Genomic DNA, 23379 nt, shown 5'->3' with positions numbered 1-23379 from the left:
TTCGTGGTGGGTCCCCGGGATCGAGTATGCCCCGGGGCCGACGGGGGACGGGGATCTCAGCGGTTCGCCAGTTTCTCCGCGGCCGAGCGCAGGATCTCACCGGCGATCGCGCAGTAGTCCTCGCGCATGCCCTCGGCGCCGTGCACCGACACCTCGACCGTCTCCGTCTCGGACTGGGGTACGAGGTAGGCCCTGGTGCACATGGCCTTCGTGCTGGTGGGCTGGTCGACGTAGAGCCGGAACCCGTCGACGGAGATCGTCACCAGCTCGGTGCCGGAGGTGTACCTGCTCTTGCTGACGAGCTTCACGCTGAGCTGCACGCTGCCGTTCCACTGACAGGTGTGCGCGTCCGCGATCGTCGGCGCAGGCGGCAGTCTGCCGATCTTGGCGGCGACGAGGTCACGATCGAGCAGGGTGCACGGCTCGACCAGCGCCAGGGACGACTCCTGATGCTCCACACGCGGCGCGGACGACAGCGACCGGGCGATATTCGCCGCGATGTAGTCGATGCCGTCGCACCCCTTGACCCCGCTCGGCGGTGAGAGGGTGATGACGATGCCCGCCGGACCCTCCGCACCCGGACTCGCGATGGCCCTGGTGCAGGCGGCCGCACTGCCGTCGATGATCGGCACACCGTCGACGACGTTCTGATTCGGCGTCAGGTACATATCCTCGGTGCCCAGCTCCAGACTCAGCGAGGTCCGGTTGGAGGTGGCGAAGCACCCCCAGGACGGCGACTGGTCCAGCTTCCAGGTGTCGGCGGCGAGCGGGGCGGGCGCGACCGGGACCGCGTCGCCGATGGCCTCGCCGAGCCAGGCGCACGCATCGGTCTGCCGCAGCTGGGCGAGGGTCAACCCGGTCACCGGCGGCGGTTCGCTCGCCGGTCTGGTGGCCCAATAGGTGAGACCGCCGACGACGAGCAGCAGCGCCGCCAGCCCGCCGGCCAGCGCGCGCCGGATCTCCGGGGTGGCCGCGCGCCAGCGGTGCAGGCCGGATCGCGACACCCGCCTGCCGGTGTCGAGCGCGCGCTGCCCGAAACCGGCGAGGACTTCGGGCAACGGCCGCGCCGGTGGGGCCACCGGCGCGACGACCGGCGGCAACGCGGCGAGCAGGGCGGACACCTGGTCCTGTTGGCGGCCGATGTCGTCGAGCACCGGCGCGGGCCACGGCGCGGGCGCCGAGGGCGGACCACCGAGGTACTCCAGCATCTGGCCCGGCGTCGGCCGGGCCGCCGGATCCTTGCGCAGGCACGCGGCGATCAGTTCGTACAGCGGTTCGGGCACCCCGCTCAGGTCGGGCTCGCGCTGCGCGATGTTGAACAGGATGTAGGGCACCGACGGCGCGGTGAACGGCGCGCGGCCGGAGGCCGCGAAGGCGAGCACCGAGCCGAGGGCGAACATGTCGGCGGCCGGGGTGATCGCCAACCCGAGAGCCTGCTCGGGCGCGAGGTAGTCCGGGGTGCCGAGAGCGGTCACGCTGCCGGTCGTCGGCGGTCCGGCGACCGGCGTGATGCCGATCTCGCCGAGCCGACCGCTGTCGCGTGCGAGCAACACCGAGTCGGCCCGGAGCCGCTGATGCACGAGGCCTGCGGCGTGCACGGTCCGCAATGCCGAGGCCAGGGCCGCGGCGAGCGCGCGGACGGCGGGCACCGGCAGCGGGCCGTGTTCGGCGACCGCGCGGTCGAGCCGCACCCCCGGCACGAACACCGAAGCGAGCCACGGCTTGTCGGCATCGGCGTCGACATCGATCACCGTCGTGTTGGCGGCACCCGAGACCCGCATCGCGGCGACCGCGCTGTGCCGCAGCCTGATCCGGAACTCGGGCTCGTCGAGCAGTTCGGCCTCGGCCTGCCGCACGACGACGAGGGAATCGTCGGGACCGGCCGCGAGCAGCGAGCGGAAACCCACTTCCGCATCGAGCGCGCCGATGACGCGGTAGCGGCCGATGGTGTCCGGTTCGCCGGGACCGCGGGGGTGAATCGTCATGAGGTGGGCAACTTCGTGAGTACGGGTGCGAACAGGGTGGCCGCGGCGTCGCACGGGCTCAACGCTTGCGGCTTGTACGCGGAGTACATGATGCGCACCTGCTCCGCCTGATCGTCCCGGCTCGGCCTGGTCATGAAGGCCAGCTCGCAGAAATTGACGTTCTCCGTGCGAACGTTCACCGTGCGCCCCTCGATCGTCCTGGTGGGCCGGACCTTGCCACCGACCACGTGATCCGGTCGCAGGCGATCGTCGAGGTCGAGCGCGACATACCCTTCCCGCCCATCGGCCACGCAGCCGTGCACGGTACGGCTGCGGGCCGGATCACCGGTCACCGAGCTGAGGGCGGGAGAATCCAGCAGCGCGCAGGGATCCAGCCGCAGCACCGAGTCCGCGGGCAGCGCGCGCAGCGGTGGGTTGACCGCCAGCCGGCGCACCACCGCGCCGAGTCCGCGCTCGACCGCCGGACAGGTGTCGCCGCCCTCGAAGGTCTGCGCGCTCAATGTCAGCGCCATCGGCAACCCGCTCTGCGCCACGACCGAGCGGTCGCAATTGCGGGCTTCCTTGTTCCGGCCAAGCACCGGCATCCAGTTGATGGTGCTGCCCATCGCGGTCCTGCCGCCCTTGACCTGTTCGACCGGGGTGCCGTTCTCGAGCGTGAATTGCACCTTGCGCCCGGACTGATCTCGATAGGAGATGCTGCACGAGTGCACCCCGTTCGGCGCGACTTCACCTGTCGCCGTGCCGAGTTCACCGAGCACCGACGGCATCACCAGCGCGCAGAGATCGAGCCCGCGGCTCTCGTCGACGGTCAGCGCGAGCGGCGGGTCGTCCATCGCCACCGCGTTGCCCTCCACACCGATGCCCCAGAGGGCGGTAGCGCTCAGTACCAGCGCCGAGATCACCCCGGCGGCCACGACGATGCGCGACCATGCTCGCTTCGGCCGCTCGGCGGGCTCCGGCGCGACCCTGGCCGTGCCGTCGGCCCAGCTCACCGCCTCTGCCTGGTATTCCGCGATCCGTCGGCGAATCCGGACCGGCCAGACGGGCTCGGCCTCGATCCGGCTCGCCGCGTCGAGCACCTGCTCCGGCGTGGGGCGCTGCGCCGGGTCCTTCGCCAGACACGCGTCGACCAGCGCGCGGATCGGCTGCGGGATGCTGGTGGTGTCCGGCGAGCCGTAGAGCACGTTGTAGAGCACCTGCGGCGTCGACGCGGCGTCGAACGGGCCGACGCCGGTGGCCGCCATCGCCAGCACGGCACCGAGCGCGAACACGTCCGACGCCGCGGTGAGCGTGCGACACTCGGCTTGCTCCGGCGACATGTAGGCGGGCGAGCCGAGCACCGCGCCGGTCGCGGTGAGCGTGACGTCGTCCTCCAGCGCCCTGGCGATGCCGAAGTCGATCACCCGTGGGCCGTCGTTGGTCAGCAGGATGTTGCTCGGCTTGAGGTCACGGTGCACCAGGCCGGTGCGGTGGATCTCGAGCAGCGCCATCGCCAGGCCCGTCGCCAGCAATTTCAGCCCGCTCACCGTCAGGCGGCCGTACTCGCCGACCATCTCCTGCAGGGACGGACCCGCAATGTATTCCGATGCCAACCAGGGTGTTTCGGACTCGGCGTCGTGGTCGACGACGCCGGCCGTGTAGGCGCCGGTGACCTGCTGGGAGGCGAGCACCTCCCGGCGGAATCTGGCCCGGAACTCGGGGCTGCCGGTGAACTGCCGGTGGATCCGCTTCACGGCGACCAGTCGGCCGTCGGGACTCTGTCCCAGCAGCACCTGGCCCATCCCGCCGTTGCCGATCACCGCCAGCAGACGGTTGCGGCCCAGTTGGCCCGGATCGTGTGGACCCAGCGGTTTCATCGCCTCGCCTCCCGTCTCACCGGGATCCGCTCAGCAACGCGTACTGCGCGACCGCGAGTTGCCGGACATCGGTTTCCTGATTGCTGTACACGCGCACCACGAATTCGTCGCGCCGCACCAGACACGCGAAGCGGCGGGCGGCGCTCACCTCGGTATTCGGCCGCGACGCGCGATAGCACGAGACACCATCGGGCCCGGGGACCTCCGACATGGCCGTGAAATCCGCCGACAGCAGCAGTCTCTCCTCGGCCTCGGCGTAGGTCCGCGCGGTCTGCTCGTCGCTCGCGCGATGCAGGAACTTGTTGTACGACACCGCGATCGCGTCGATCTTGCTCTGCTCGAACTCCCGCAGCCGAGCCGACGGCTTGTCCAGCAGCAGCGCATAGGTCCGCGGGCCGTAGACGAGGAAATCCCAGCGATCCGGCCAGTATTCGCCGGTCTTCACGACCCGGGTGAGCAGATGCTCGCTGTCGAGTTTCAACGCCGCCAGGTCGGCGGCCGGTGTCGGGACGAAGGTGTCGAGCTCGGCCAGCTGGGCCCGATAGGTGCGGGTGAGCAGATCGGTCAGCACTTCCGGACGCGGGTCGACGACCTTCGCGTAGAGCCGGATCACCAGGTTCTTCCACACCAGCCAGCTACCGACCGTGGGCACACCCGGCCGCCAATGACTCAGCGCCGCCGGATAATCGGGCAGCGGCAACGGCGCGTTCTCGGTGTTGGCGCCGAAGTCCGCCGCCGCCATCGCCTGCGCCGCGGCACCGGCCTGCTCGGCATCGGGCAACGACAGGATCGTGATCGAGAGCAGCTTGTGCTGCTGTTCGTTGTCGGAGCGGCCGTTGCTGCCGATCGCCCCGAAACCGGCCTGGACATCGAAGGGTTGCAGGGCCGTTTGCTGCACGCCCGAGAGCAGCTCGTCGACGCCACGCACCCCGACGACCACACCGCCGCCGTCACCCTCGACCAGGTCCGGGTCGACCCGGTCGGCGAACAGCAGCCGCTCCCCGATGCGCACCGATTCCACCAGCGATCCACGCACGCGACTCGGCGCGTCGTCGAAGTCGCCCGGAATCGGCTCCAGCGCGTAGCCACCGTGATCCAGTGCCGCCGACTCGTCACCACAGGCCGCGATGAGCAGCGTGAGCGACAGCAACGCCACGACACAACGCGACCGATACCGCACGAATGTTCCCCTCCGACCGGCGAACTGACCGCCGACCCCTCCCGAACTCTGCCGTGAAACTATCACCCGGGTATCCGCGCCGCTACTGCGCGGGCAACCGGCTGACCGCCTGCTTCACCAGCGGATCGGCGATCTCACACAGCTGCGCCGTCCGCTGCCGTTGGTCAGCGACCACCACCTCGACGATCTCGACGAAGGTCTGGCCCACCTTGCGGTAGCGGTAGCTGCGGCGGCATTCGGACGCGACAGCGGAGAATTCGTCGGATTTATCGACCTGCACACCGTCGCCGATGTCGATGGTCTCCTGCACCGCCGACGTCTGCCGCTGGCGTTGCTGGGACAGGGCGATCCGCACGGTGGTCGCGCCCGGCCATTCGCAGCTGTGTGCGGATTTCGCGACGCCGGTGCCCAGGCTCGCGAACGCCGAACTGTCCACCAGCGCACAGGGATCGACCGAGGTCAACGATCGCTGGGCGGTGGGGTCGGTGGGTCGTTCGCCCAGTGTGGCCGTCAGCCGGTCGACGACATGGTCGGCGAGACCGCAGTCGTCGCGGGTGAAGGCGTCGACCGTGATGCCCCAGCGCTGCCCCTCGGCTCCGCCCTCGATCGCAAACGCGCAGTCCTCGCCCTTGCGGGCCAGCGCGTACCCGTTGACCACCCGCGCGTCGGGCGCGAATCCGGCTGTCGCGGCGCCGATTTCCACCGCGATACGCGCCGCTCCGGACGTGCCGTCGCAGCCCCAGCTCGACGTCGGCTGCCAGCGCCACGACGACACCTCCGTCGACGCCTTCACAGCCGCGGCCGCGGGCAAGGTCGGGCCGAGTGCTTGCCGCAACCACCCGCAGGTGTCGACGCCGCGGAGTTGGTCGATGCCGGGCAGCGTCGCCGTCGGCAGCGCTGACGGAGGCGCGGATTCGCCACCGCGCAGAACGACCGCGGTGAGCCCGGCGACGAGCACCGCCGCGCCGGCCACCGCGAGTCCCACTCGGAGTGCGGTGCGCCGTCGCCGCGGCGGCGGCGCGGTGGCAGGCGCCTGGGGGACCGACAGGTGCGCCGGAAGAATCTGTGTCGCTTCGGGATCGGAGGTGAGTGCGACCAGATCGCGGGTCTGCTCGGCGATCGCGGTGTGGATCGGCGCGGGCCAGGGCCGCGACTGCACCGGCAGCGCCCCGAGGTAGTCCAGGATCTGCGCCGGCGTCGGCCTGGCGTGCGGGTCCTTGCGCAGGCAACCGGCGATCAGCTCGCGCAGCGACGCGGGGACCTGGTCGAGCTGTGGCTCGCTGTGGACGATGTTGAACAGGGTGTACGGGGCCGACGTCGCGGCGAAGGGGCTCTGGCCGGTGGCGGCCATGCACAGCAGGGAGCCGAGGGAGAACACGTCGCAGGCGGAGGTGATCGGCTCGCTCATGGCCTGTTCCGGTGACATGTACGCGGGTGAGCCGACCACCGCGCCGACCTCGGTGAGCTGGCCGGAACCCACCGCCTGGGCGATGCCGAAGTCGATCACCCTCGGCCCGTCGGCGGCGAGGATCACGTTGGCGGGCTTGAGATCACGATGCACCAGGCCGGTGGCGTGAATGGAGTGCAGAGCCGAGGCGAGGCCGGAGGCGAGGGTGCGCAGGGCCGGGTCGGGCAGTGGGCCGTTGTCGCGGACGGCGCGGTCCAGCGGGACTCCGGCGATGAAGACCGAGGCCAGCCACGGGGATTCGGCGCCGGTGTCGAAGTCGACGACGGCCGCGGTGAAGGCGCCGGAGACGCGGGCGGAGATGGCGACCTCGCGTTCGAAGCGGGCCCGGAACTCGCGGTCGTCGAGCAGGTGCGCGTGGATCTGCTTGATCGCGACGAAGCGCCCGTCCGGTCCCGTGGCCAGCAGGACCCGCCCCATGCCGCCCGCACCGAGCACACCGCGAATCCGATACCGGCCGATCATCGATTGCTCGCCCGGCGCCAACGGCTCGATCACTTCGGCACTCCCCCATTTCACTCCCGCCACGGCGGGGCGAGCCCACCTCGATCAGGCGGCCCGGTTCGTTCGCGAGCAACCTAACACCCGCGCCGATCGGGCGGCCCGTCGTGACGGCGGGACCGGTGCCGACGACGACGCGGGCGCAGGTCGACGTCGAGTCTGGGCCGAGGCACGACCGGCGGCCCGCGCCTGCCTGCGCGTCAGCGATCGGCCGGGGTCTGGGCGCGGCTGGCTACGAGGACGGCGACGAGGACGACGAGGCAGCCGAGAACGGCTGCGGTGGACAGTCTTCCGTCGATGGCGTCGAGGACGAGCGCGGCGATGAGCTGGCCCGCGACGGAGGTCAGGCCGAGCAGCAGGACGCCGATCAGGCCGACGGTGTAGGCGGCCAGGGCGATGAAGGCCACGCCGATCAGGCCGCCGAGATACAACCAGGGGGCCGTGGGGAATCGCTCCGGCAGACCGGTCGTGATCACGGTGAACACGTCGAACAGACACAGGGCCACCAGGCCGACGGCGAAGTTCACCAGGGTCGCCGAGAACGGGCCGCCCACGGCGCCGACCCGGCCGTTCACGGCCTGCTGCCAGGCCAGGCCGATTCCCGCGAGCGCGGGTATGGCGATGAGCAGCACCGGGATGTCGGGGAGGCCGGTCACCGCGGTCGCGGACGCGGAATGACCGCCCGCGCCGAGGAGGACGCCGCCGATGCCGAGGATCGCGCCGACTACCCGCCACGGGGTGATCGGAGTGCGGCCTGCGGGGGCGAGGCCGAGCCGGTCGACCACGAGGCTGCTGAGCAGCTGGCCCGCGACCACCGCGACGGTGAACGCGGTGACGCCGATCGCGGCGATCGTGAGTCCCTGACCGGCGACGAAGAACGCTCCACACAACCCGCCGAGCAGCTGCCACGGCCGTAACTGCCCGGCGGACACGGCGGTTCGCACCCGCGCCGGACCCGCGCGCAGGTGGGGACTGACCGCGAGCGCGATCAGGAGGGCGACGAGACCGGTCGCGAAGCTGATGGTGGCGGCCGCGACACCGTCGCCCAGCTCGGCGCCGAGTGCGCCGTTGATCCGGCCCTGCACGGCGACACCGGCGCCGATGCAGAATCCGAAGACCAACCCGAGTCCGTCGCGCCCGACCACCGTGTCCTTTCGCCAGCTCCGCCGTAGTCTTCGACAGTAGACCCGGCCCGGAGCCGTCGTCCGGAATCGTCAGGGGAGGCCACGATGTCAGAGGTCGCGGTGGTGTCGCATCCGGTGATCGAGGTGGTGCTGCGACGGCACCGGGCGGCGCTCGGCGCGGACGAGACGACCTATCGCCATCACGTCTATCGCTGCGCCAACTATCACTGCGCGCTGCTCGGCGGCGTCCTGCCCGACGCGGCGGCCCTCGCCTGGGCGGTGCACGACCTCGGGATCTGGACTGCGGGCACGTTCGACTATCTCGCGCCGTCGGCGGCGCTCGTCGACGGTTTCGCCGCCGAGCTCGGGATCGCGGAACCCGACCTGGCGCGCACGATGGTGCTCGACCATCACGGGGTGCGGCCGCGCACCGACCGGCTGGTGGAGACGTTCCGGATCGCCGATCGGGTCGATGTCAGCCACGGTCTGCTGCGGGGCGGGCTCGACGCGGCATTCGTCCGCGCGGTGGTCGAGCGATACCCCTACCGCGGGTTCCACGGGTTTCTGGTGCGCAGCGCGTTGCGGCACGGCGTGCGGCATCCGGCGCGACCGCTGCCGATGCTGCGGTGGTGACTAGTCCTCGGCGCGCGGCGGCAACCAGCTCGGGGTGAGCAGGGCGGTCACCAGCAGCACCGTGCCGAGCAGGGCGATCGTGGCCGACATCGACAGCCACTGGGTGGCGGCCGCGACGAAGCCGAACACCAACAACGCCACGATCTCCGAGAGCAGCCCGGAGAACGACAGTACGGTCGCGCGAGCCGGGCCGGCGATGGCCGCCTGCAACCGCGCCCCCGCCACCACCTCGATGGCGAAGTCCACTCCATAGGCGACACCGATCCCGACGAACCCCGCCCACAACAGCACCGGCCCCACCGTGAGCGCGGCACCCACCGCCAGCGATCCCGCGATGAAGAGCAGGCCCGCGACGAACAGCGCCACGGCGAGCCAGCGCGCCGGGACCAGCTCGGTCCGGCCGGCCAGCAATGATCCGGCGAGCGACCCCACCACCGTCACGCCGACCAGCAGCGCGGACGCACTGGTCGACGCGCCGCCGGACACGGCGAGCAGACCGAAGTATTCGTCGAAGGCGGTGACGCCGTACAGCAGGGCGCCCAGCAGCACACCTCGCCGGACCCGGCGAACCCGGAACGCCTCGGCGGTGCCGGTGCGCAGCATGGTCAGGTACCGCGCGGGGGCCTTATCCGGAACCGTGGTGTCCGGGAGGGGGTCGTCCGGCGCGACCCGGTGGTCGGCGGGACCGTCGGTCTCGGTGCGGGGCGGCGCATCCTCGGTGCGGGCCACCGCTTTACCGATGCGAACCGCTTCCCCGGGGGAGGCCGAGTGTGGGTGTGCGGGGGCCGCACCCGGGACCTGGTGCGGGCCGGGGGCCGGGGGTTCGTCGTCGAGGTCGTCGACGGCGGCCGCGGAGATGGCGACCGGCGCGCTCGGCAATGCCACCGCGGTCAGGGTGTGCAGCAGGGCGATGGCCACGCTGACCCAGCCGACCAGGGGATAGCCGCCGAGCGCGAAGAGCGGGGCGGCCACCAGGATCGCTACCAGCACCGTGGTCTCCTGGGCGCCACGCGCCCAGCCGATGATCGAGGCATAGGCCGACGGTTCGCCGCGGGCGACGAGATCGTCGTAGATCAGTGCCTCGAACGTGCCCGATTCCAGCGACGACGCGACGCCCCAGATCACGAATCCCAGTGCGAAACCGAGAAACGACGGGGCCAGCATCCACAGCGCGAAACAGGCCGCCTGCAGCAGACAGCTCAGGACCAGCAGCGCCCGGCGCGAGACGGTGTCGGCCCACGCGCCCGACGGCACCTCCAGCACGAACGCGGTGACCGACCAGAGGGCGAGCAACAGCGAGATCTGCGCGGTGCTCAGGCCGTGATCGGCGAACAGCACACCGTAGAGCGCATAGATCGGCAGCAGATCGCGCGTGCCCTTGAACAGGACCGCCCGAACCGCGACACCACGCACGCCGACCGGCTCACTGGTCAAACGCGCCACCACCGCCGCGACGCGCCGGTAGAGCTCCGAAGATCAACAGCGGTAGATGAGCATTCGCATGCGTCCATGGTTCGCCGCGCGCGGGCGAGGCGTCAAGCGATTAACCGAGGGGAATCCAGCCGCTCGCCGAGAGCGAATCGTCGTCGTCGGTGCTGCCGGGCCGCCCCTGACCGTCGTTGAGGTCGTTGATCAGTTCCGAGACCGGATGCGAGTCGCTGTAGTGGTAGCCCTGGGCCAGCGCGAAGCCGAGCTCGGTGAGCACCGCCGCCTGGTATTCGGTCTCCACGCCCTCGGCGATGACCTGCAGATCCAGCGACTTGCTGAGCGCGGCGATCACGCCGAGCAGGGGCGGCGCCGGGGAATCGGAGCGGATCGCGGCGACGAAGGACTGGTCGACCTTGAGGATGTCGCTGGGGATGGTGGCCAGGCGGCTCAGCGAGGAGTACCCGGTGCCGAAGTCGTCGATGGCGATGCGCACGCCACGGTCGCGCAGGGTGTGCAGATTGGTGATCGCGGTCTGCGATTCGGCGGCCAGCTCGCTCTCGGTGACCTCGAGGACCAGCTGGTCAGCGGGCCAGCCGGTGTCGTTGAGGATGGTCGCGACCCGCTCGGCGTAATCGGGTTCGGCCAGTTCCAGACCGGAGACGTTGACGTTGAGCGTCAGATCCAGCGAGGCGAAGCTCTCCTGCAGGCGGGCGGCGTCGGCGCAGGCGCGGCGCAGCACCAGCTCGTCCAGGTCGGAGATGAGGTCGTATTCCTCGGCCACCCGGATCAGTCCCTCGGTGGTGACCTCCGGCTGGGCGTTGGACGACCAGCGCAGCAGCGCCTCGACGCCGACGGCCTGGCCGCCGTCCTCGGACAGGCTCACGATCGGCTGGTAGTGCACGTCGAGCGCGCCGCGGTCGATCGCCTCGCGCAGCTCCACCGCCAGCGGCAGCTGCCGCGACGACTCGAGCACCGTGCGATTGCGCCCGGCCTGCTTGGCCCGGTACAGGCCGACGTCGGCGCGGCTGATCAGCAGCGAACCGGACTCGCCCGGCTGCCAGGAGGTGACACCGGCCGAACAGCCCATGGTCACCGCGGCGCGCAGCTTCTCGGTGAGCAGGATCGCGGCCTGCTCGGTGGTGCCGGGCAGCAGCAGCGCGAAGACGTCACCGCCGAAGCGGGCCAGCACCTGATCGGGGGCGAGCAAGTCGAGCCAGGTGTCGGCGACCCGCTGCAGCACCGCGTCCCCGGCGCGGTGGCCGAGGTGATCGTTGATCTTCTGGAAGCGGTCCAGGTCGACCAGGACCAGGGCCAGGCCCTGACCGCCGCGACCCGCCGCATCGATGGCGGGGTTGAGCTGCTTCTCGAAACCACGCCGGTTCAGCAGGCCGGTGAGCACATCGATATCGGCGTCGGAGGCCATCCTGGTCAGAATGCCGACGACGACGCCCGCGCCGAAGGTGACACCGGCCGGGATCATGCCCGACCACCACGGCAGCCCACGGTCGGGCAGCACCCACAGGCACAGCGCCATCGCGAAGCCGATGTGCGCGGCGGCCTGCGGCCACGCGAAGAACAGCGCGGCGTCGCAGGCGACGAAGACGTAGAACGAGGCCAGCGTGATGCCGCCGACCAGGTTCGGGAAGGAGTGCACCGCGATCGTCACCAGGACGGTCGCGGTGGCCAGGTAGAGGTGGTGCAGGGAATGCGGCATCCGCGGACCCCACGCCAGCAATGTCAGACCGAGCACCAGCGCGACCGCCGCCGCCGTCCCGACCAGCAGCCGACTACCGTCGTCACCCGGTGCGATGGCAGTGATCGTCAGGCCGAGGACACCACCGAGGACGTAGAACGCCCCCGTTGTCCTGGCCATGACCTTTGCCGTCGCCAACGCCGATGCCGCCCGCACCCGGGTTCGGGTATCGCCGCGCGCCCCGATTCCTCGCACGTGCACCAGCCTAGATGTTGTTCGGTCAGGGCGTTTGCCACATCCACCAAATGGGACTTCAGCAAACAGTGAAGGACTCTACGGTTCGAGCACTTCGGTGCCGACGAAGGGCACCAGCGCCGCGGGCACCCGCACCGAACCGTCGGCCTGCTGGTGGTTCTCCAGGATCGCCACGATCCACCGCGTGGTCGCCAGCGTGCCGTTCAGCGTGGCCGCGACCTGCGCTTTTCCGTTCTCGTCGCGGTAGCGGACCGAGAGCCTGCGGGCCTGGAAGGTGGTGCAGTTCGAGGTCGAGGTGAGCTCGCGGTAGGTCTGCTGGGTGGGCACCCAGGCCTCGCAGTCGAACTTGCGCGCCGCCGAGCTGCCCAGATCGCCCGCGGCCACATCGATGACCCGGTAGGGCACATCGATCGCGGCCAGCATCTCGCGCTCCCACGCGAGCAGCCGCTGATGCTCGGCATCGGCCTGCTCGGGGGTGGTGTAGACGAACATCTCCACCTTGTCGAACTGGTGCACGCGGATGATGCCCCGCGTGTCCTTGCCGTAGCTGCCCGCCTCGCGGCGGAAACACGACGACCAGCCGGCGTAGCGCTTCGGGCCCTGGCTCAGGTCCAGGATCTCCTCGGCGTGGTAGCCGGCCAGCGGCACCTCCGAGGTGCCGACGAGGTACAGATCGTCGTCGGCCAGGTGGTAGACCTCCGCCGAATGCTGACCGAGGAAGCCGGTACCGGCCATGATCTCGGGGCGCACCAGCACCGGCGGGATCATCATGGTGAAGCCGTTGGCGACGGCCTTCTGCGCGGCCAGCTGCAGCAGACCCAGCTGCAACAGCGCGCCGGCGCCGGTGAGGAAGTAGAACCGCGAGCCCGACACCTTGGCGCCGCGCTCCATGTCGATCAGGCCGAGCGACTCGCCGAGCTCCAGGTGATCCTTCGGCTCGAAGTCGAACTCCGGTGGGGTACCGACGGTTTCGAGAACGATGTAGTCGTCCTCGCCGCCCGCGGGCGCGCCGTCCTGCACCACGTTGGAGATGGCGCGGTGCGCGGCGTCGAGGTCGGCGTCGGCCGCGTTCTGGGCGACCTCGGCTTCCTTGACCTTGGCGGACATGTCGGTCGCGGCGGCCAGCAGCGCGGGGCGCTCGTCCTTGCTCGCCTTGCCGATGACCTTGCCCATCGCCTTGTGCTCGGCCCGCAGGGTGTCGGCGGTGGCCACGGCGGCCCGGCGCGCGGCGTCGGCTTCGAGCAGGGCGTCGACGAGTGCGGGGTCCTCACCGCGGGCCCGCTGCGAGGCTCGGACGGCTTCCGGGTTCTCGCGCAGGAATCGGAGGTCGATCATGAGAAAACAGCCTAGTAGTTTACTCAACTCTTTATCCCGCGGCCTATGCCTTCCGGGCCGAACAGGAGCATAGTTGCGGTGTGAGTACTACTTTCGACACCGCCGTCATCGATAACGCGCTCGCTGATCTCACGCAGGGGGAAAAGACCTGGGCCGCGACCGACCTGCGCCGTCGCCGCGAGCTGCTCGAGGAACTCCATACGCGCACCGCCGCCAACGCCGAGGCCTGGGTCGCGGCGGCCCGCACCATCAAGCAGCTGGCCGCCGACAGCCCGCTCGTCGGCGAGGAGTGGATGTCGGGACCGATGACGATGCTGGCGGGCGCGCAGGCGCTGGCCGAAACGGTCGGCGCGCTCGAGCGTGGGGTGAGCCCGCTCGCCGGTGTCGAGCTCGGCACCGCCCCCGGCGGACGGGTCTCGGTGCCCGCGCTGCCGCACGGTGTCTACGACAAACTGCTGCTCAGCGGCTTCAGCGCCGATGTCTGGCTACGCCCCGGAGTCGACGCGGCCACCGCACGGCGCAAGGCCGGGCTGGCCCAGCTCGACCCGGCCGCGACCGGCGGTGTCGGCGCGGTGCTCGGCGCGGGCAACATCATGTCGATCGCGCCGCTGGACACCCTCTACGAGCTCTACGCCAACAACCGGGTGGTCGCGCTCAAGCTCAACCCGATCACCGATCCGCTGCTGCCGGTGTTCCAGGCGATCTTCGCGCCGTTCATCGAGCTCGGCGTGGTCCGCATCCTCACCGGTGGCGCGCCCGAGGGCGGCTACCTGGTGACCCATCCGCAGGTCGCGCACGTGCACATGACCGGCGGCGCGCCCACGCACGACGCGATCGTGTGGGGCCCCGGCGAGGCGGGCATCGAGCGCAAGAAGACCGGTGCCCCCGCGCTGGACAAGCCGATCACCAGCGAACTCGGTGGGGTCGCGCCGTGCATCGTCGTGCCGGGCGACTGGTCGGCCGCCGACCTGAAGTTCCAGGCCGAGCACGTGGCGACCCAGCGGCTGCACAACGGCGGCTACAACTGCGTCGCCGCCCAGACCGTGGTCCTCAGCGCCGACTGGCCGCTCAAGGACGCCTTCCTCACCGAACTGCGCACGGCGATCGACAACGCGCCCGCCCGGCCCGCGTACTACCCCGGCAGCGACGGCCGGGTCGAGGGCGCGCTGTCGGCGTACCCCGGTTCGGAGCGGGCCAACGGCCGCGTGCTGGTCGAGAACCTGCCCGCGAGCGACACCCCGCTGCTGCGCACCGAGTACTTCTCCCCCGTCCTCGGGGTGGTCGAGTTGCCCGGCAGCGGCACCGAATTCCTCCGCAACGCGGTCGATTTCGCCAACGACGAGCTGATGGGCACCCTCGGCGCCAACATCATCGCGCACCCGGCATCGATCAAGGAGCTCGGCGGCGCGCTCGACACCGCGATCGAGGATCTGCGCTACGGCACCGTCGCGCTCAACGCCTGGACCGGCCTGGCCTTCCTCACCCCGCGCGCGAGCTGGGGCGCGTTCCCCGGCCACACCCTCGACGACATCCAGAGCGGCATCGGCGTCGTACACAACGCCTTCCTGCTCGACGATGTGGAGCGCACCGTGGTCCGCGGCCCGTTCCGGCCCGCGCCGCGCGCGCTGCTGCACGGCGAATTCACCCTGAGCCCCAAGCCGCCGTGGTTCGTCAGCAACAAGACCGGCACCGGCACCGGTCGCAAGCTCACCGATTTCTACGGCGACGGCAAGAAGACCCGCCTGCCCGGCATCTTCGCCTCCGCCCTGCGCGGCTGAGTTCTTGGAGCGCTGGCGCGCTCGAGGTCGCGGCCCTTGGGTCCCGCCGGTCAGGCACCGTTGCTTGCTCCTTCGTCGCCTACGCAACGGCGCCTGACCGGCGGGACGGCCGCGACGGCCGCGGCGCGGCCTGCCCTCCTCGAGGTCGGGCGAGCAGGGCGAGGCGTGGACGGAAGTGCGGTGCCATGAGGTCGCGCGTGCGGGTGTCGTGGCATGGACCGAACCTCGCTGCCATGATGGATCCGATGTCTGATGAGCAGAGGGAACCAGCCGAGGGATCCGCGTCGCGTGGCCGCGTCCCCAGTTCGCTGCATCTGTCGGCGACCAAACTGCGGTGGGGGCTGCTGATCGGCGCCCTCGGCGCGGTGATCGCGGCGATGGTCACCATGCTGGTCACCGGCTTCGAGAACGACAAGGGGCTCGAGGCGCACCAGCCCGGCTCCGAGCCCGTGGTCCGGGACAAGGAATTCAGCAGCGCGAGCGTGGGCGACTGCCTGAGCTGGACCAAGTCCGATCGCAGCGACCTGGTGAAGGTCAACTGCGAGGACAAGCACCTGTTCGAGGTCGCCGGGGTGATCGACCTCGCCGCCTACCCCGGCCGGGAGTTCGCCGGCGGCACCAGGCACCCCGATTCGCTGCGGATGACCGAGCTCAGGGACGAGCACTGCGTCCCCGCGGTGCAGCGGTATCTGGGCGGGCGCTTCGATCCGCGCGGCCGGTACATGGTCAACGTGATGTCGCCGAGCCCGGCGGGCTGGCAGCACGGCGACCGCACCCTGCGCTGTGGCCTGCAGGTCGCCGCGACCTCGGCCAGCCCGGCCGCGACCGGCTCGGTCGCCGGCCAGGATCAGTCCAAGGTGCACGCCACCGGCACCTGCCTCGGCATCAACCAGAACCTGCCGACCGACCCTGTCGACTGCGCGCAGCCGCATTCGGTCGAGATCGTCGGCACCGTCGACCTGGCGAGCAACTTCACCGGTGGTCCCCCGTCGGAGGCAGATCAGGACAAGTACGTGGAGTCCGAATGCAACCGCCTCTCCACCGACTATCTGGGCAGCCCCGACGCCATCCGGAACAAGACGCTGACCCTGTTCTTCGATTATCTGGAACCGACCAGTTGGCTCGCGGGCAGTCACAAATTGGATTGCTGGCTCGGAAAGGGCGCCGACCGTGAGGGATTCGCGGCGATCGTCGGGTCGGCGCGCGGCGAGATCCTGATCGACGGTCAAGCCCCGGTGCCGCCGCCGAACACCGGGCGCTCCACGCCTGCCCCGCTGCCCGGCGCCGCGCCGCTGCCCCCGCAGCCACAACCACGGTGACCGTGTCGGAACGGATGTCGCCGGAGCGGTTCGAGGAGCTGGTGAGCGACGCGCTCGACCTGATCCCGCCCGAGCTGGCCGAGGCGATCGACAATGTCGTGGTGCTGGTCGAGGCCAGAAACGACGAGGAACCCTCGCTGCTCGGGCTGTATCACGGCATCGCGCTCACCGAGCGCGACAGCTACTACGCGGGTTCGCTGCCGGATACCGTGACCATCTATCGAGAGGCTATTCTCGACATCTGCACTACCGCCGACGAGGTGGTCGAGGAAGTAGCGATCACCGTGATCCATGAAATAGCACACTATTTCGGGATTGACGACGACCGGTTGCATGAGCTGGGATGGGGCTAGCGAAACTGGGTGGGGAATCGATGGAACCGAACGACCCGCTCTCGCGTCCTATCACTCGTAGGGGGAATTCTCGTGGTTCCCGATAGTCGCCACCAGAAGGAGTCGGGTCATGGTCGGACACGTTCTCGTCACACCTGAAATCGTCCTCGCCGCTGCCGCCGAGCTGGATCTGCTCGCCGAGCGCCTCGCCGTGGCCGCCGGCCTCGCCGGGCCAACCACCCATGTGCTCCCGTCCGGCGCCGAAGAGGTGTCGCTGCTCGCGGCCTCGCACTTCAACCGCGCCGCCGCCACCCACGACAGCTCTGTCGCCCAGGGCATCCTCGAGCTGCACCACGCGGCCGCGACCCTGCGCTCGCAGCTGGTCACCAACATCGGCGAGGACATCGCCCAGGGCGCGGCGATCACCGCGATCCAGATCTAGTCGTACCCGATCCGTCGCCGATCATTCATTCAGGGGAGAAACAAGCATGACCGCAGGGATCACCGGGGTCTTCTGGCTGCCGCGCATGGCAGAAGTCAACTCGACCACGCTCAACGCGGGCGCACACGCCGTTCCGATCTCCGCCGCCGCCACCTCGTGGGGCACGCTGGCCGCGGCGTGGGGTGACGCCGCCTTCACCATCACCCGCGTGATCGCCGAGGTCGGCGTCGGCCTGCAGGGTGTCAACGGCCTCGCCGTGCTCGCCAAGCTCGCGCCGTTCGGCGCCTGGGCGGGTCAGCAGGGCATCATGGCCGCGGCCATGGGGGTCAAGGCCACCGCCAACGCCACCGCCTACACCGTGGCCTCGCTCGCGATGCCGAGCCTGCCCGAGATCGCCGCGACCAATACCGCGGTCGCCGCCTCGGCCAACCCGCCCGGCGTCGTGTCCGGCGCGTTCGAGGCGGCCGAGGTCGCCCGTCACGCCATGGACATCCGCGCCGCGCTGGTGATGGAGACCTACGAGGCCGCCACCACGGCCACCGTCACCACGCCCGGCGAGTTCTCCATGCCGCCGACCATCGCCAACGGCGCGGGCACCGCCGCCGAGGGCGACTTCGGCGGCGACCCGCTCAGCACCGCGGTCGCCGCGGCGCAGGCCTTCGTCACCAACCCCGGCGTCGTCAGCGCCGCCACCCAGGCGGCCAATGTCGCCGGTGGCGTCGTCACCAGCGGCGTCAGCACGGCGGGCAACATCGGCGCCTCGGCGATCTCGGCCGCCACCTCCGCGGCGACCGTGCCCGCGACGACCGCCGCGGCACCCGCCATGGCGAGCCTCGGCGCCGTCGGCGCCGCGGCCGGTGTGGCCACCACGTCGGCCGGTCTCGGCAACGTCTCGCTCAGCAACGGTCAGCTGAAGCTGCCCGAGGGCTGGGGTGCTCCGGCGGCCAACGCGCCCGCCGCCGCCCCGGCGGTCACCGAGTCGGTCGTCACCCGTGCGGAGGGCGCACCGGTGCGCAACGCCAACACCGCCGGCAACCCGCTGCTGGGCAACCGCGCCAACGGCGAGGACGACGACGAGCACAACGGCGTCGACTACGGCCGTTCGGACGAGGCGTTCACCGACGGCCGGTACACGGCCGAAGGTGTGATCGGCGGCGACCTCGCCGGATCGGCCAAGTGACGGTGCTCGGGGGGAGTAGCGGGGGATCGTTGCTGGAGGCCGTCGTGCTATCGCTCGACGAATTGCAGTTCCTCTTGGAGAAGCTGCAATTCGACGAGATGCCCGTGGTGCTCGACGCCATGGGCCGCTACGACAACATCTCGACGCACGACGCCGCCATGAAGGCGGCCGAAGCCGCTCTCACCGAGCGTGAACTGCTGTTCGGTGACGTGGTCCAGACCGAGCTGGCGGAGCGCCTGCGGGTGCTCTACCGGCCGCAGTGGATCATCGCGCTGCGCTGGGTGGTCCAGGGCCACGTCAACCGGTTCTGCCTCGCGCAGGGCGACGACCGCGCGGTCGTCGCCCTGCGCGGGCCGGAGTCCTATGTCATCGACGACGCGGGCTTGGACCTGCCCGGCGCGGTCCTGCAGGCGCTGGGCAAGTCCGAACCGCTCGAGCTGTACGGAATGAACGCGCCCACCGAGGAACTCGCGCCGATCTTCGGCGATACCGGTGACGTCGCGGCCACCACGGAGCGGCTGAGCAAGATCGGCAAGCCCGCCACCGACGCCCAGACCCTGGCCTCGGCGCTGGTGGAGATCCACTCCTACGCCGAGATCATCGGCGTCGCCTACGGTGACGGCACGCGCGACATCCAGGACAACCACATCGCCGTGTTCAACACGCGCGCTGGCAGATTCATCATCACCGCCAGCGTGGCCGACGACGGCGTGAAGTGGTCGTCGATCGCCACGGGTACCAACGCGCGCCTGCGCACGGCGGTGGCCGATCTCATCGAGTCGCTGCCGATCCGCACCGAGTTCCCGACCGCGACGGCCGACAACCCGGCCTGATCAGCCCATCGGGTCGTCGGCCGTGGGCTCGGCCTCGAGCGCGAACGGTGGCGTGAACCTGCCCCAGCGCAGGCACTCCCAGCCGCCGTTCGCGGTGGGGAGCAGTTCGATGGTCTCGGTGTTGTCGAGGTGGTTGTTCGTCGTGAACGGCGGCGCCACCCCGGCCAGCGTCATCGCGACCAGGCGCATGGCGGCGCCGTGGTTCACCACGATCACGTCGCCGTCGGCGTCCTCGGTCAGGAATTCCTCGCGGAGTCCGGTGAGGATCGGCACGATCCGGTCGATCACCTCACGACCGGATTCGCCGCCGGGTGCCCTGGTGTCGAGATCGCCCCGGTGCCAGCCCCGGTAGATCTCCTGGAAGAACTCGTGCGCCGCCTGATCCGAGCGGCCGTGCAACTCGCCGACCTGCACCTCGTAGAGCCCGTCGAGGACGTGCGCGGGCGCACCGGTGGCCGCCTCGATGTAGCTCGCCGTCTGCCGGGCCCGCAGCGCCTCCGACGACACCAGCACCTGCGGCGCCCGTTCCAAACCGGCGCCGAAGGCTTTCGCCTGGGCCACACCACGTTCGGTGAGCGGGAGACCGGGCACCTGGGTGTCCAGGATCTTCGCGACGTTGCCCTCGGTCTCGCCGTGCCGCACCAGCACCAGCTTCGCGGGTGTACTCATAGGTCAGCGACCCCCTTTCGCAATTGCGTCAACCATTCTGCGGCAGGTTCGTCCGACGGGGGCGGTGTTCCGACTGCCGCGTACGCGGGCCACGAGCCGAGGTACCGGACCCGCGCCGTGCGATGCAGTGCCTTCAAGGTCTCCGCGACCGCCGGATCGTCGATATGGCCGACGCAGTCGAGGTAGAAGCGGTAGGTGCCCATCGCGGTCCGGGTGGGTCGCGACTCGATGCGGGTCAGATCGACACCGCGGGTGGCGAACTCGGCGAACGCGCGCATGAGCGAGCCGGGCTCGTTCGGGAGTTCGAGCACGATCGAGGTGCGATCGGCGCCGGTGGCGTGCGGGGCGACCCCGGGTTCGGTCACCAGGACGAAGCGGGTGATCGCCTGTTCGTGGTCGGCGACCCCGGCGGCCAGCGTGGCCAATCCGAGCCGCTCCCCCGCCAGCGCCGTCGACACCGCGGCGTCGGCGACGCCCGCCGCGACGTCCTCGGCCGCCGCCGCGTTGGAGGCCGAGGTGAACGGTTGCGCCTCGGGCATGTTCCGGGCCACCCACTGCCTGACCTGCGCGCCCGCGACCGGGTAGGCGGCCAGCGTGCGCACCTGCGCGAGCGTGGTGCCGGGCCGGGCGAGGATCGTGAAACTCACCTCGAGCTCGGTCTCGGCGACGATCTGCAGCCGCGGTCCGAGGGCGAGGGAATCCAGTGTCGCCGGGATCGACCCCTCGACGGAGCTCTCGATCGGCACGACCGCGCCGTCGACGTCACCGGAGCGGATCAGATCCAGCGCCGCGCCCTGACTCGGCGCGGCGACTCGCTCGACGGGACTGTCGAAGGCCCCCGAGTTCTCGAACTTCGCCAGAGCCATCTCGGTGAACGTCCCGGACGGTCCGAAATACGCAATACGCGGCACACAGAAAGATTAGCTGGATCGTTGTCCGAAGTCGGCCCCGCTCAGGAATCCAGCACCCGGAGCGCGTCCCGGATCGCCTGCTCATCGTCGGTTTCGATGGCCAGCAGAACAGTACGGGTGGCTTCGATGGCCGGGGGCTTGAGCGCGGTCAGGAAATTCAGGTCGGGGGTGCTGAGGGCGGTCGGGATGTCCTCACCGCAGAGGGCCGCGACGGTGCCCGCGACGATGGCGACCGCACGGGGCGCGATGGCGGTGCGGGCGACGAAACCGTGGTCGGCGTGCGCGATCCGGACCAGGAAGGCGGCCAGTTCGGCGTCGGGGACGTCGATGTCGACGACCTCGGCGGTGGCCGGCGCGCTGCCCAGCGGGCGGACCAGGCCCGCCACCAGACTGCGGCGGGCGGGGGTCGAGAGCGTGACCAGCACGGGTTCGGCGGAGGTCGGGTGGTCGTCGCCGTGGTCGTCGTGCGTCATCAGACCACCGTAGAGCCGATTCGTTCGGCGATTCGCCGGGGTGTCCCCTTGCGCGAAGTCGCGCGGTAACTTAGCTTAGGTTTACCTAATCAACAGTTCGCGGAGGTTGTCATGTCGAGCCCCACCACGATCCTCGCGCCGACGACCGCCGAGCGCGTGCGCAGCGCGTGCGCCCACGCGGAGACGGCGATGCTCGCGCTGCCCGGCATCGATCCGGTGCCGACCTCGCTGCATCACCTGCGTCGCTGTGGTGACGCGGTGATCGCGGTGCCCGCCACCTCGCTCGCGGCGGCGCTGGCCGCGACCGCGAACGAGACCTCGGCGGTGCTCGAGCTCACCGATCACGCGCCGCTGCCGCTGCGCGAACCGGTCCGGGCGCTGGTGTGGCTGCGCGGGTGGGTGCGGCAGGTGCCGATGCAGGCCCAGCGCACGCTCGCGGTCGAGATCGCCAAGGAATACCCGCATCCGGGGCTGCTCGACGTCGGACACGGGGTCACGCTGCTGCGCGTGGTGGTGAACTCGGCCGTGCTGGCCGACACCTCCGGCGCGGAATCGGTCGACCACGCCGACCTGCGCGCGGCCAGCGCCGACCCGTTCTGCGAACTGGAGAGCGCCTGGCTACAGCACATGGCCGAGGACCACGCCGATATCGTCGCCCAGCTCGCGCGCCACCTGCCGACCCGGCTACGCGGCGGCCTGGTGCATCCGCTGGCCATCGACCGCTACGGCCTGACCCTGCGGGTGGAGAGCAACGAGGGCGACCACGACGTGCGCCTGCCCTTCGCCACGCCCGCCGACGACGTCGCCGCGCTGAGCAAGGCGGTGCGCATCCTGGCCGGCTGCCCCTTTCTGAACGGCCTGCGCCGCATCTGAATCCGGTCGCGGCGCGACGCGCCCCGGCCACCGGGGCTGCCTACACTGCGCGACATGCGCGTCGATCCTCCTGACACCACGCTCAGCGAGCGGGAACGGTTCGGTCTCCGAGTCGAGATCACCGTCGTCCTGCTCGTCACCTTCGGGCTGAGCGGGATCAGCGCGGGCCTGGCCCTGCTGGATTCGGCGCTGGCGCCCGGCGGGGTCGGCGGGCGCACGGTGGCGTTGAACGCCTCGCGCTCGGACAACTCGATTCTCGACCTGCTGTTCCAGCTGGTCGGAATCACCCGGCTGCTCGCGTGGGCGGCGCTGGGCCTGTACCTGTTGTGGCGCAGCGGGATCGGACCGCGACTGATCGGGCTGGCCAGGATTCGCCGCACCGATGTGCTGCACGGCCTGATCCTGGCGGCGGTGATCGGCCTGCCCGGACTGGCGCTGTATCTGATCGCGCACGCGCTCGGGGTGAGCGTGACCATCGTGCCGAGTTCGCTGACCGAGCACTGGTGGCGGCTGCCGGTACTGATCCTGTCGGCGTGCGCGAACGCGGTGGCCGAGGAAGTGCTCGTGGTGGCCTACCTGATCACCCGGCTGCGCAAGCTCGGCTGGTCGGAGAACCGGTCACTGGCCGCCTCCGCGCTGCTGCGTGGCAGCTATCACCTGTACCAGGGCCTGGGCGGCGGGCTCGGCAACATCGTGATGGGCGTGATCTTCGGACGCTACTGGCAGCGCACGAATCGGCTGTGGCCGCTGATCCTGGCGCACGCGACGATCGATGCGGTCGCCTACCTGGGCTACACCGTGCTGCGCGGCCGCGTCGGCTGGCTGCCGTGAGCGGCGTGTCACGGCGAGTCTCGCCACATCACCGCGTTTCCCGCTAACGCGGGCACCCGAGCGGGGTATCCAGTAGAGACCGAGCGCGCACAACCCACCCGCGCCCCCGACGATCAGTAGAGTTCGACAGTGATGAACGGCGACGATCCCCGCGATGACCCGCGTAGGCGCCGGGTGCCGCCGCCTCCAGGCCGCCCCGGTGGACCTGCCGTGCCGCCGCCCGCGGGCCGCGGCACTCCGCCGCGGCGACCGCTGCCGCCCGGCGGCGATCCGACGATCCGGC

Annotated in this window: 20 protein-coding genes; 9 read left to right on the top strand and 11 right to left on the bottom strand. The window is 70.6% G+C overall.

What is annotated here, in order from left to right; genetic code table 11:
* Positions 1-56: 56 nt before the first annotated feature.
* From ATM97_RS08810 to ATM97_RS08790, 5 genes are all read right to left on the bottom strand, one after another.
* The gene (locus ATM97_RS08810; RefSeq protein ID WP_218717467.1) at positions 57-1985 is read right to left on the bottom strand and encodes a DUF3558 family protein; all 1929 of its coding nucleotides are present in this window, start codon (positions 1983-1985) and stop codon (positions 57-59) included.
* Entirely contained in the window at positions 1982-3841 is a 1860-nt protein-coding gene (locus ATM97_RS08805; RefSeq protein ID WP_218717466.1) for a serine/threonine-protein kinase, read from the bottom strand. Before ATM97_RS08805 ends, ATM97_RS08810 begins: the two co-directional genes overlap by 4 nt.
* A 16-nt stretch (positions 3842-3857) precedes the next feature.
* Positions 3858-4997 carry a hypothetical protein gene (locus ATM97_RS08800; protein WP_218717465.1) on the bottom strand — a complete coding sequence of 380 codons (1140 nt, stop codon included), beginning with the start codon at positions 4995-4997 and terminating at the stop codon, positions 3858-3860.
* A 106-nt stretch (positions 4998-5103) separates the two neighbouring features.
* Positions 5104-6984, bottom strand: coding sequence for a serine/threonine-protein kinase (locus tag ATM97_RS08795; RefSeq protein WP_218717464.1), 1881 nt, complete (start codon positions 6982-6984; stop codon positions 5104-5106).
* 203 nt (positions 6985-7187) lie between these two features.
* Positions 7188-8132 carry a DMT family transporter gene (locus ATM97_RS08790; RefSeq protein WP_218717463.1) on the bottom strand — a complete coding sequence of 315 codons (945 nt, stop codon included), beginning with the start codon at positions 8130-8132 and terminating at the stop codon, positions 7188-7190.
* Positions 8133-8216: 84 nt separating this feature from the next.
* Here ATM97_RS08790 and ATM97_RS08785 point away from each other — a divergent pair, with 84 nt between their 5' ends.
* Positions 8217-8744: a hypothetical protein gene (locus ATM97_RS08785; protein ID WP_218717462.1), complete on the top strand. Its 528-nt coding sequence runs from the start codon at positions 8217-8219 to the stop codon at positions 8742-8744.
* Here ATM97_RS08785 and ATM97_RS08780 read toward each other — a convergent pair whose 3' ends face one another.
* The 3 genes from ATM97_RS08780 to serS form a co-directional block, all read right to left on the bottom strand.
* Positions 8745-10187, bottom strand: a complete 1443-nt coding sequence (locus tag ATM97_RS08780; RefSeq protein WP_218717492.1) for an MFS transporter — start codon at positions 10185-10187, stop codon at positions 8745-8747.
* Between the two features lie 100 nt (positions 10188-10287).
* Positions 10288-12120 carry a bifunctional diguanylate cyclase/phosphodiesterase gene (locus ATM97_RS08775; protein ID WP_308248421.1) on the bottom strand — a complete coding sequence of 611 codons (1833 nt, stop codon included), beginning with the start codon at positions 12118-12120 and terminating at the stop codon, positions 10288-10290.
* Positions 12121-12198: 78 nt separating this feature from the next.
* Positions 12199-13455 (bottom strand): serine--tRNA ligase, encoded by a 1257-nt coding sequence (gene serS, locus ATM97_RS08770; protein WP_218717461.1) that lies wholly within the window; start codon positions 13453-13455, stop codon positions 12199-12201.
* 80 nt (positions 13456-13535) lie between these two features.
* On the opposite strand from serS, the gene ATM97_RS08765 reads away from it, so the two are divergent.
* From ATM97_RS08765 to ATM97_RS08740, 6 genes are all read left to right on the top strand, one after another.
* Positions 13536-15233 (top strand): aldehyde dehydrogenase family protein, encoded by a 1698-nt coding sequence (locus tag ATM97_RS08765; protein ID WP_218717460.1) that lies wholly within the window; start codon positions 13536-13538, stop codon positions 15231-15233.
* 245 nt (positions 15234-15478) lie between these two features.
* Positions 15479-16552: a septum formation family protein gene (locus ATM97_RS08760; RefSeq protein WP_218717459.1), complete on the top strand. Its 1074-nt coding sequence runs from the start codon at positions 15479-15481 to the stop codon at positions 16550-16552.
* Positions 16553-16566: 14 nt separating this feature from the next.
* Positions 16567-16905 (top strand): metallopeptidase family protein, encoded by a 339-nt coding sequence (locus ATM97_RS08755; protein ID WP_255587430.1) that lies wholly within the window; start codon positions 16567-16569, stop codon positions 16903-16905.
* 109 nt (positions 16906-17014) lie between these two features.
* Positions 17015-17326, top strand: a complete 312-nt coding sequence (locus ATM97_RS08750; protein WP_218717458.1) for a PE family protein — start codon at positions 17015-17017, stop codon at positions 17324-17326.
* Between the two features lie 46 nt (positions 17327-17372).
* Positions 17373-18506 (top strand): PPE family protein, encoded by a 1134-nt coding sequence (locus ATM97_RS08745; protein ID WP_218717457.1) that lies wholly within the window; start codon positions 17373-17375, stop codon positions 18504-18506.
* A 44-nt stretch (positions 18507-18550) separates the two neighbouring features.
* Positions 18551-19339 (top strand): ESX secretion-associated protein EspG, encoded by a 789-nt coding sequence (locus ATM97_RS08740; protein WP_308248420.1) that lies wholly within the window; start codon positions 18551-18553, stop codon positions 19337-19339.
* Here the strand turns inward: ATM97_RS08740 and ATM97_RS08735 are convergent, their stop codons facing one another.
* The 3 genes from ATM97_RS08735 to ATM97_RS08725 are packed head-to-tail and all read right to left on the bottom strand — an operon-like array spanning position 19340 to position 21392.
* On the bottom strand, positions 19340-20008 hold the full coding sequence (locus ATM97_RS08735) for a histidine phosphatase family protein (protein ID WP_218717455.1): 669 nt from the start codon (positions 20006-20008) through the stop codon (positions 19340-19342).
* Entirely contained in the window at positions 20005-20919 is a 915-nt protein-coding gene (gene pheA / locus ATM97_RS08730; protein ID WP_218717454.1) for a prephenate dehydratase, read from the bottom strand. Before pheA ends, ATM97_RS08735 begins: the two co-directional genes overlap by 4 nt.
* Before the next feature lie 41 nt (positions 20920-20960).
* Positions 20961-21392 carry a hypothetical protein gene (locus ATM97_RS08725; RefSeq protein WP_218717453.1) on the bottom strand — a complete coding sequence of 144 codons (432 nt, stop codon included), beginning with the start codon at positions 21390-21392 and terminating at the stop codon, positions 20961-20963.
* A 111-nt stretch (positions 21393-21503) separates the two neighbouring features.
* Here ATM97_RS08725 and ATM97_RS08720 point away from each other — a divergent pair, with 111 nt between their 5' ends.
* Together ATM97_RS08720 and ATM97_RS08715 are read left to right on the top strand one after the other, a co-directional pair.
* The gene (locus ATM97_RS08720) at positions 21504-22265 is read left to right on the top strand and encodes a DUF2470 domain-containing protein (RefSeq protein WP_218717452.1); all 762 of its coding nucleotides are present in this window, start codon (positions 21504-21506) and stop codon (positions 22263-22265) included.
* A 54-nt stretch (positions 22266-22319) separates the two neighbouring features.
* The gene (locus ATM97_RS08715; protein ID WP_218717451.1) at positions 22320-23096 is read left to right on the top strand and encodes a CPBP family intramembrane glutamic endopeptidase; all 777 of its coding nucleotides are present in this window, start codon (positions 22320-22322) and stop codon (positions 23094-23096) included.
* The last annotated feature ends 283 nt before the right edge of the window (positions 23097-23379 follow it).

The sequence above is a fragment of the Nocardia sp. MH4 genome, from assembly GCF_019266065.1.
In the GTDB taxonomy this organism is placed as follows: Bacteria; Actinomycetota; Actinomycetes; order Mycobacteriales; family Mycobacteriaceae; genus Nocardia; species Nocardia canadensis.
This window is presented reverse-complemented; position numbering and strand designations above follow the sequence as displayed.

Coding starts and splice junctions, on each gene's coding strand:
- ATM97_RS08810 (WP_218717467.1), bottom strand. CDS start 1,985: ATGACGATTCACCCCCGCGGTCCCGGCGAACCGGACACCATCGGCCGC.
- ATM97_RS08805 (WP_218717466.1), bottom strand. CDS start 3,841: ATGAAACCGCTGGGTCCACACGATCCGGGCCAACTGGGCCGCAACCGT.
- ATM97_RS08785 (WP_218717462.1), top strand. CDS start 8,217: ATGTCAGAGGTCGCGGTGGTGTCGCATCCGGTGATCGAGGTGGTGCTG.
- serS (WP_218717461.1), bottom strand. CDS start 13,455: ATGATCGACCTCCGATTCCTGCGCGAGAACCCGGAAGCCGTCCGAGCC.
- ATM97_RS08760 (WP_218717459.1), top strand. CDS start 15,479: ATGTCTGATGAGCAGAGGGAACCAGCCGAGGGATCCGCGTCGCGTGGC.
- ATM97_RS08755 (WP_255587430.1), top strand. CDS start 16,567: ATGTCGCCGGAGCGGTTCGAGGAGCTGGTGAGCGACGCGCTCGACCTG.
- ATM97_RS08750 (WP_218717458.1), top strand. CDS start 17,015: ATGGTCGGACACGTTCTCGTCACACCTGAAATCGTCCTCGCCGCTGCC.
- ATM97_RS08745 (WP_218717457.1), top strand. CDS start 17,373: ATGACCGCAGGGATCACCGGGGTCTTCTGGCTGCCGCGCATGGCAGAA.
- ATM97_RS08735 (WP_218717455.1), bottom strand. CDS start 20,008: ATGAGTACACCCGCGAAGCTGGTGCTGGTGCGGCACGGCGAGACCGAG.
- ATM97_RS08725 (WP_218717453.1), bottom strand. CDS start 21,392: ATGACGCACGACGACCACGGCGACGACCACCCGACCTCCGCCGAACCC.
- ATM97_RS08720 (WP_218717452.1), top strand. CDS start 21,504: ATGTCGAGCCCCACCACGATCCTCGCGCCGACGACCGCCGAGCGCGTG.
- ATM97_RS08715 (WP_218717451.1), top strand. CDS start 22,320: ATGCGCGTCGATCCTCCTGACACCACGCTCAGCGAGCGGGAACGGTTC.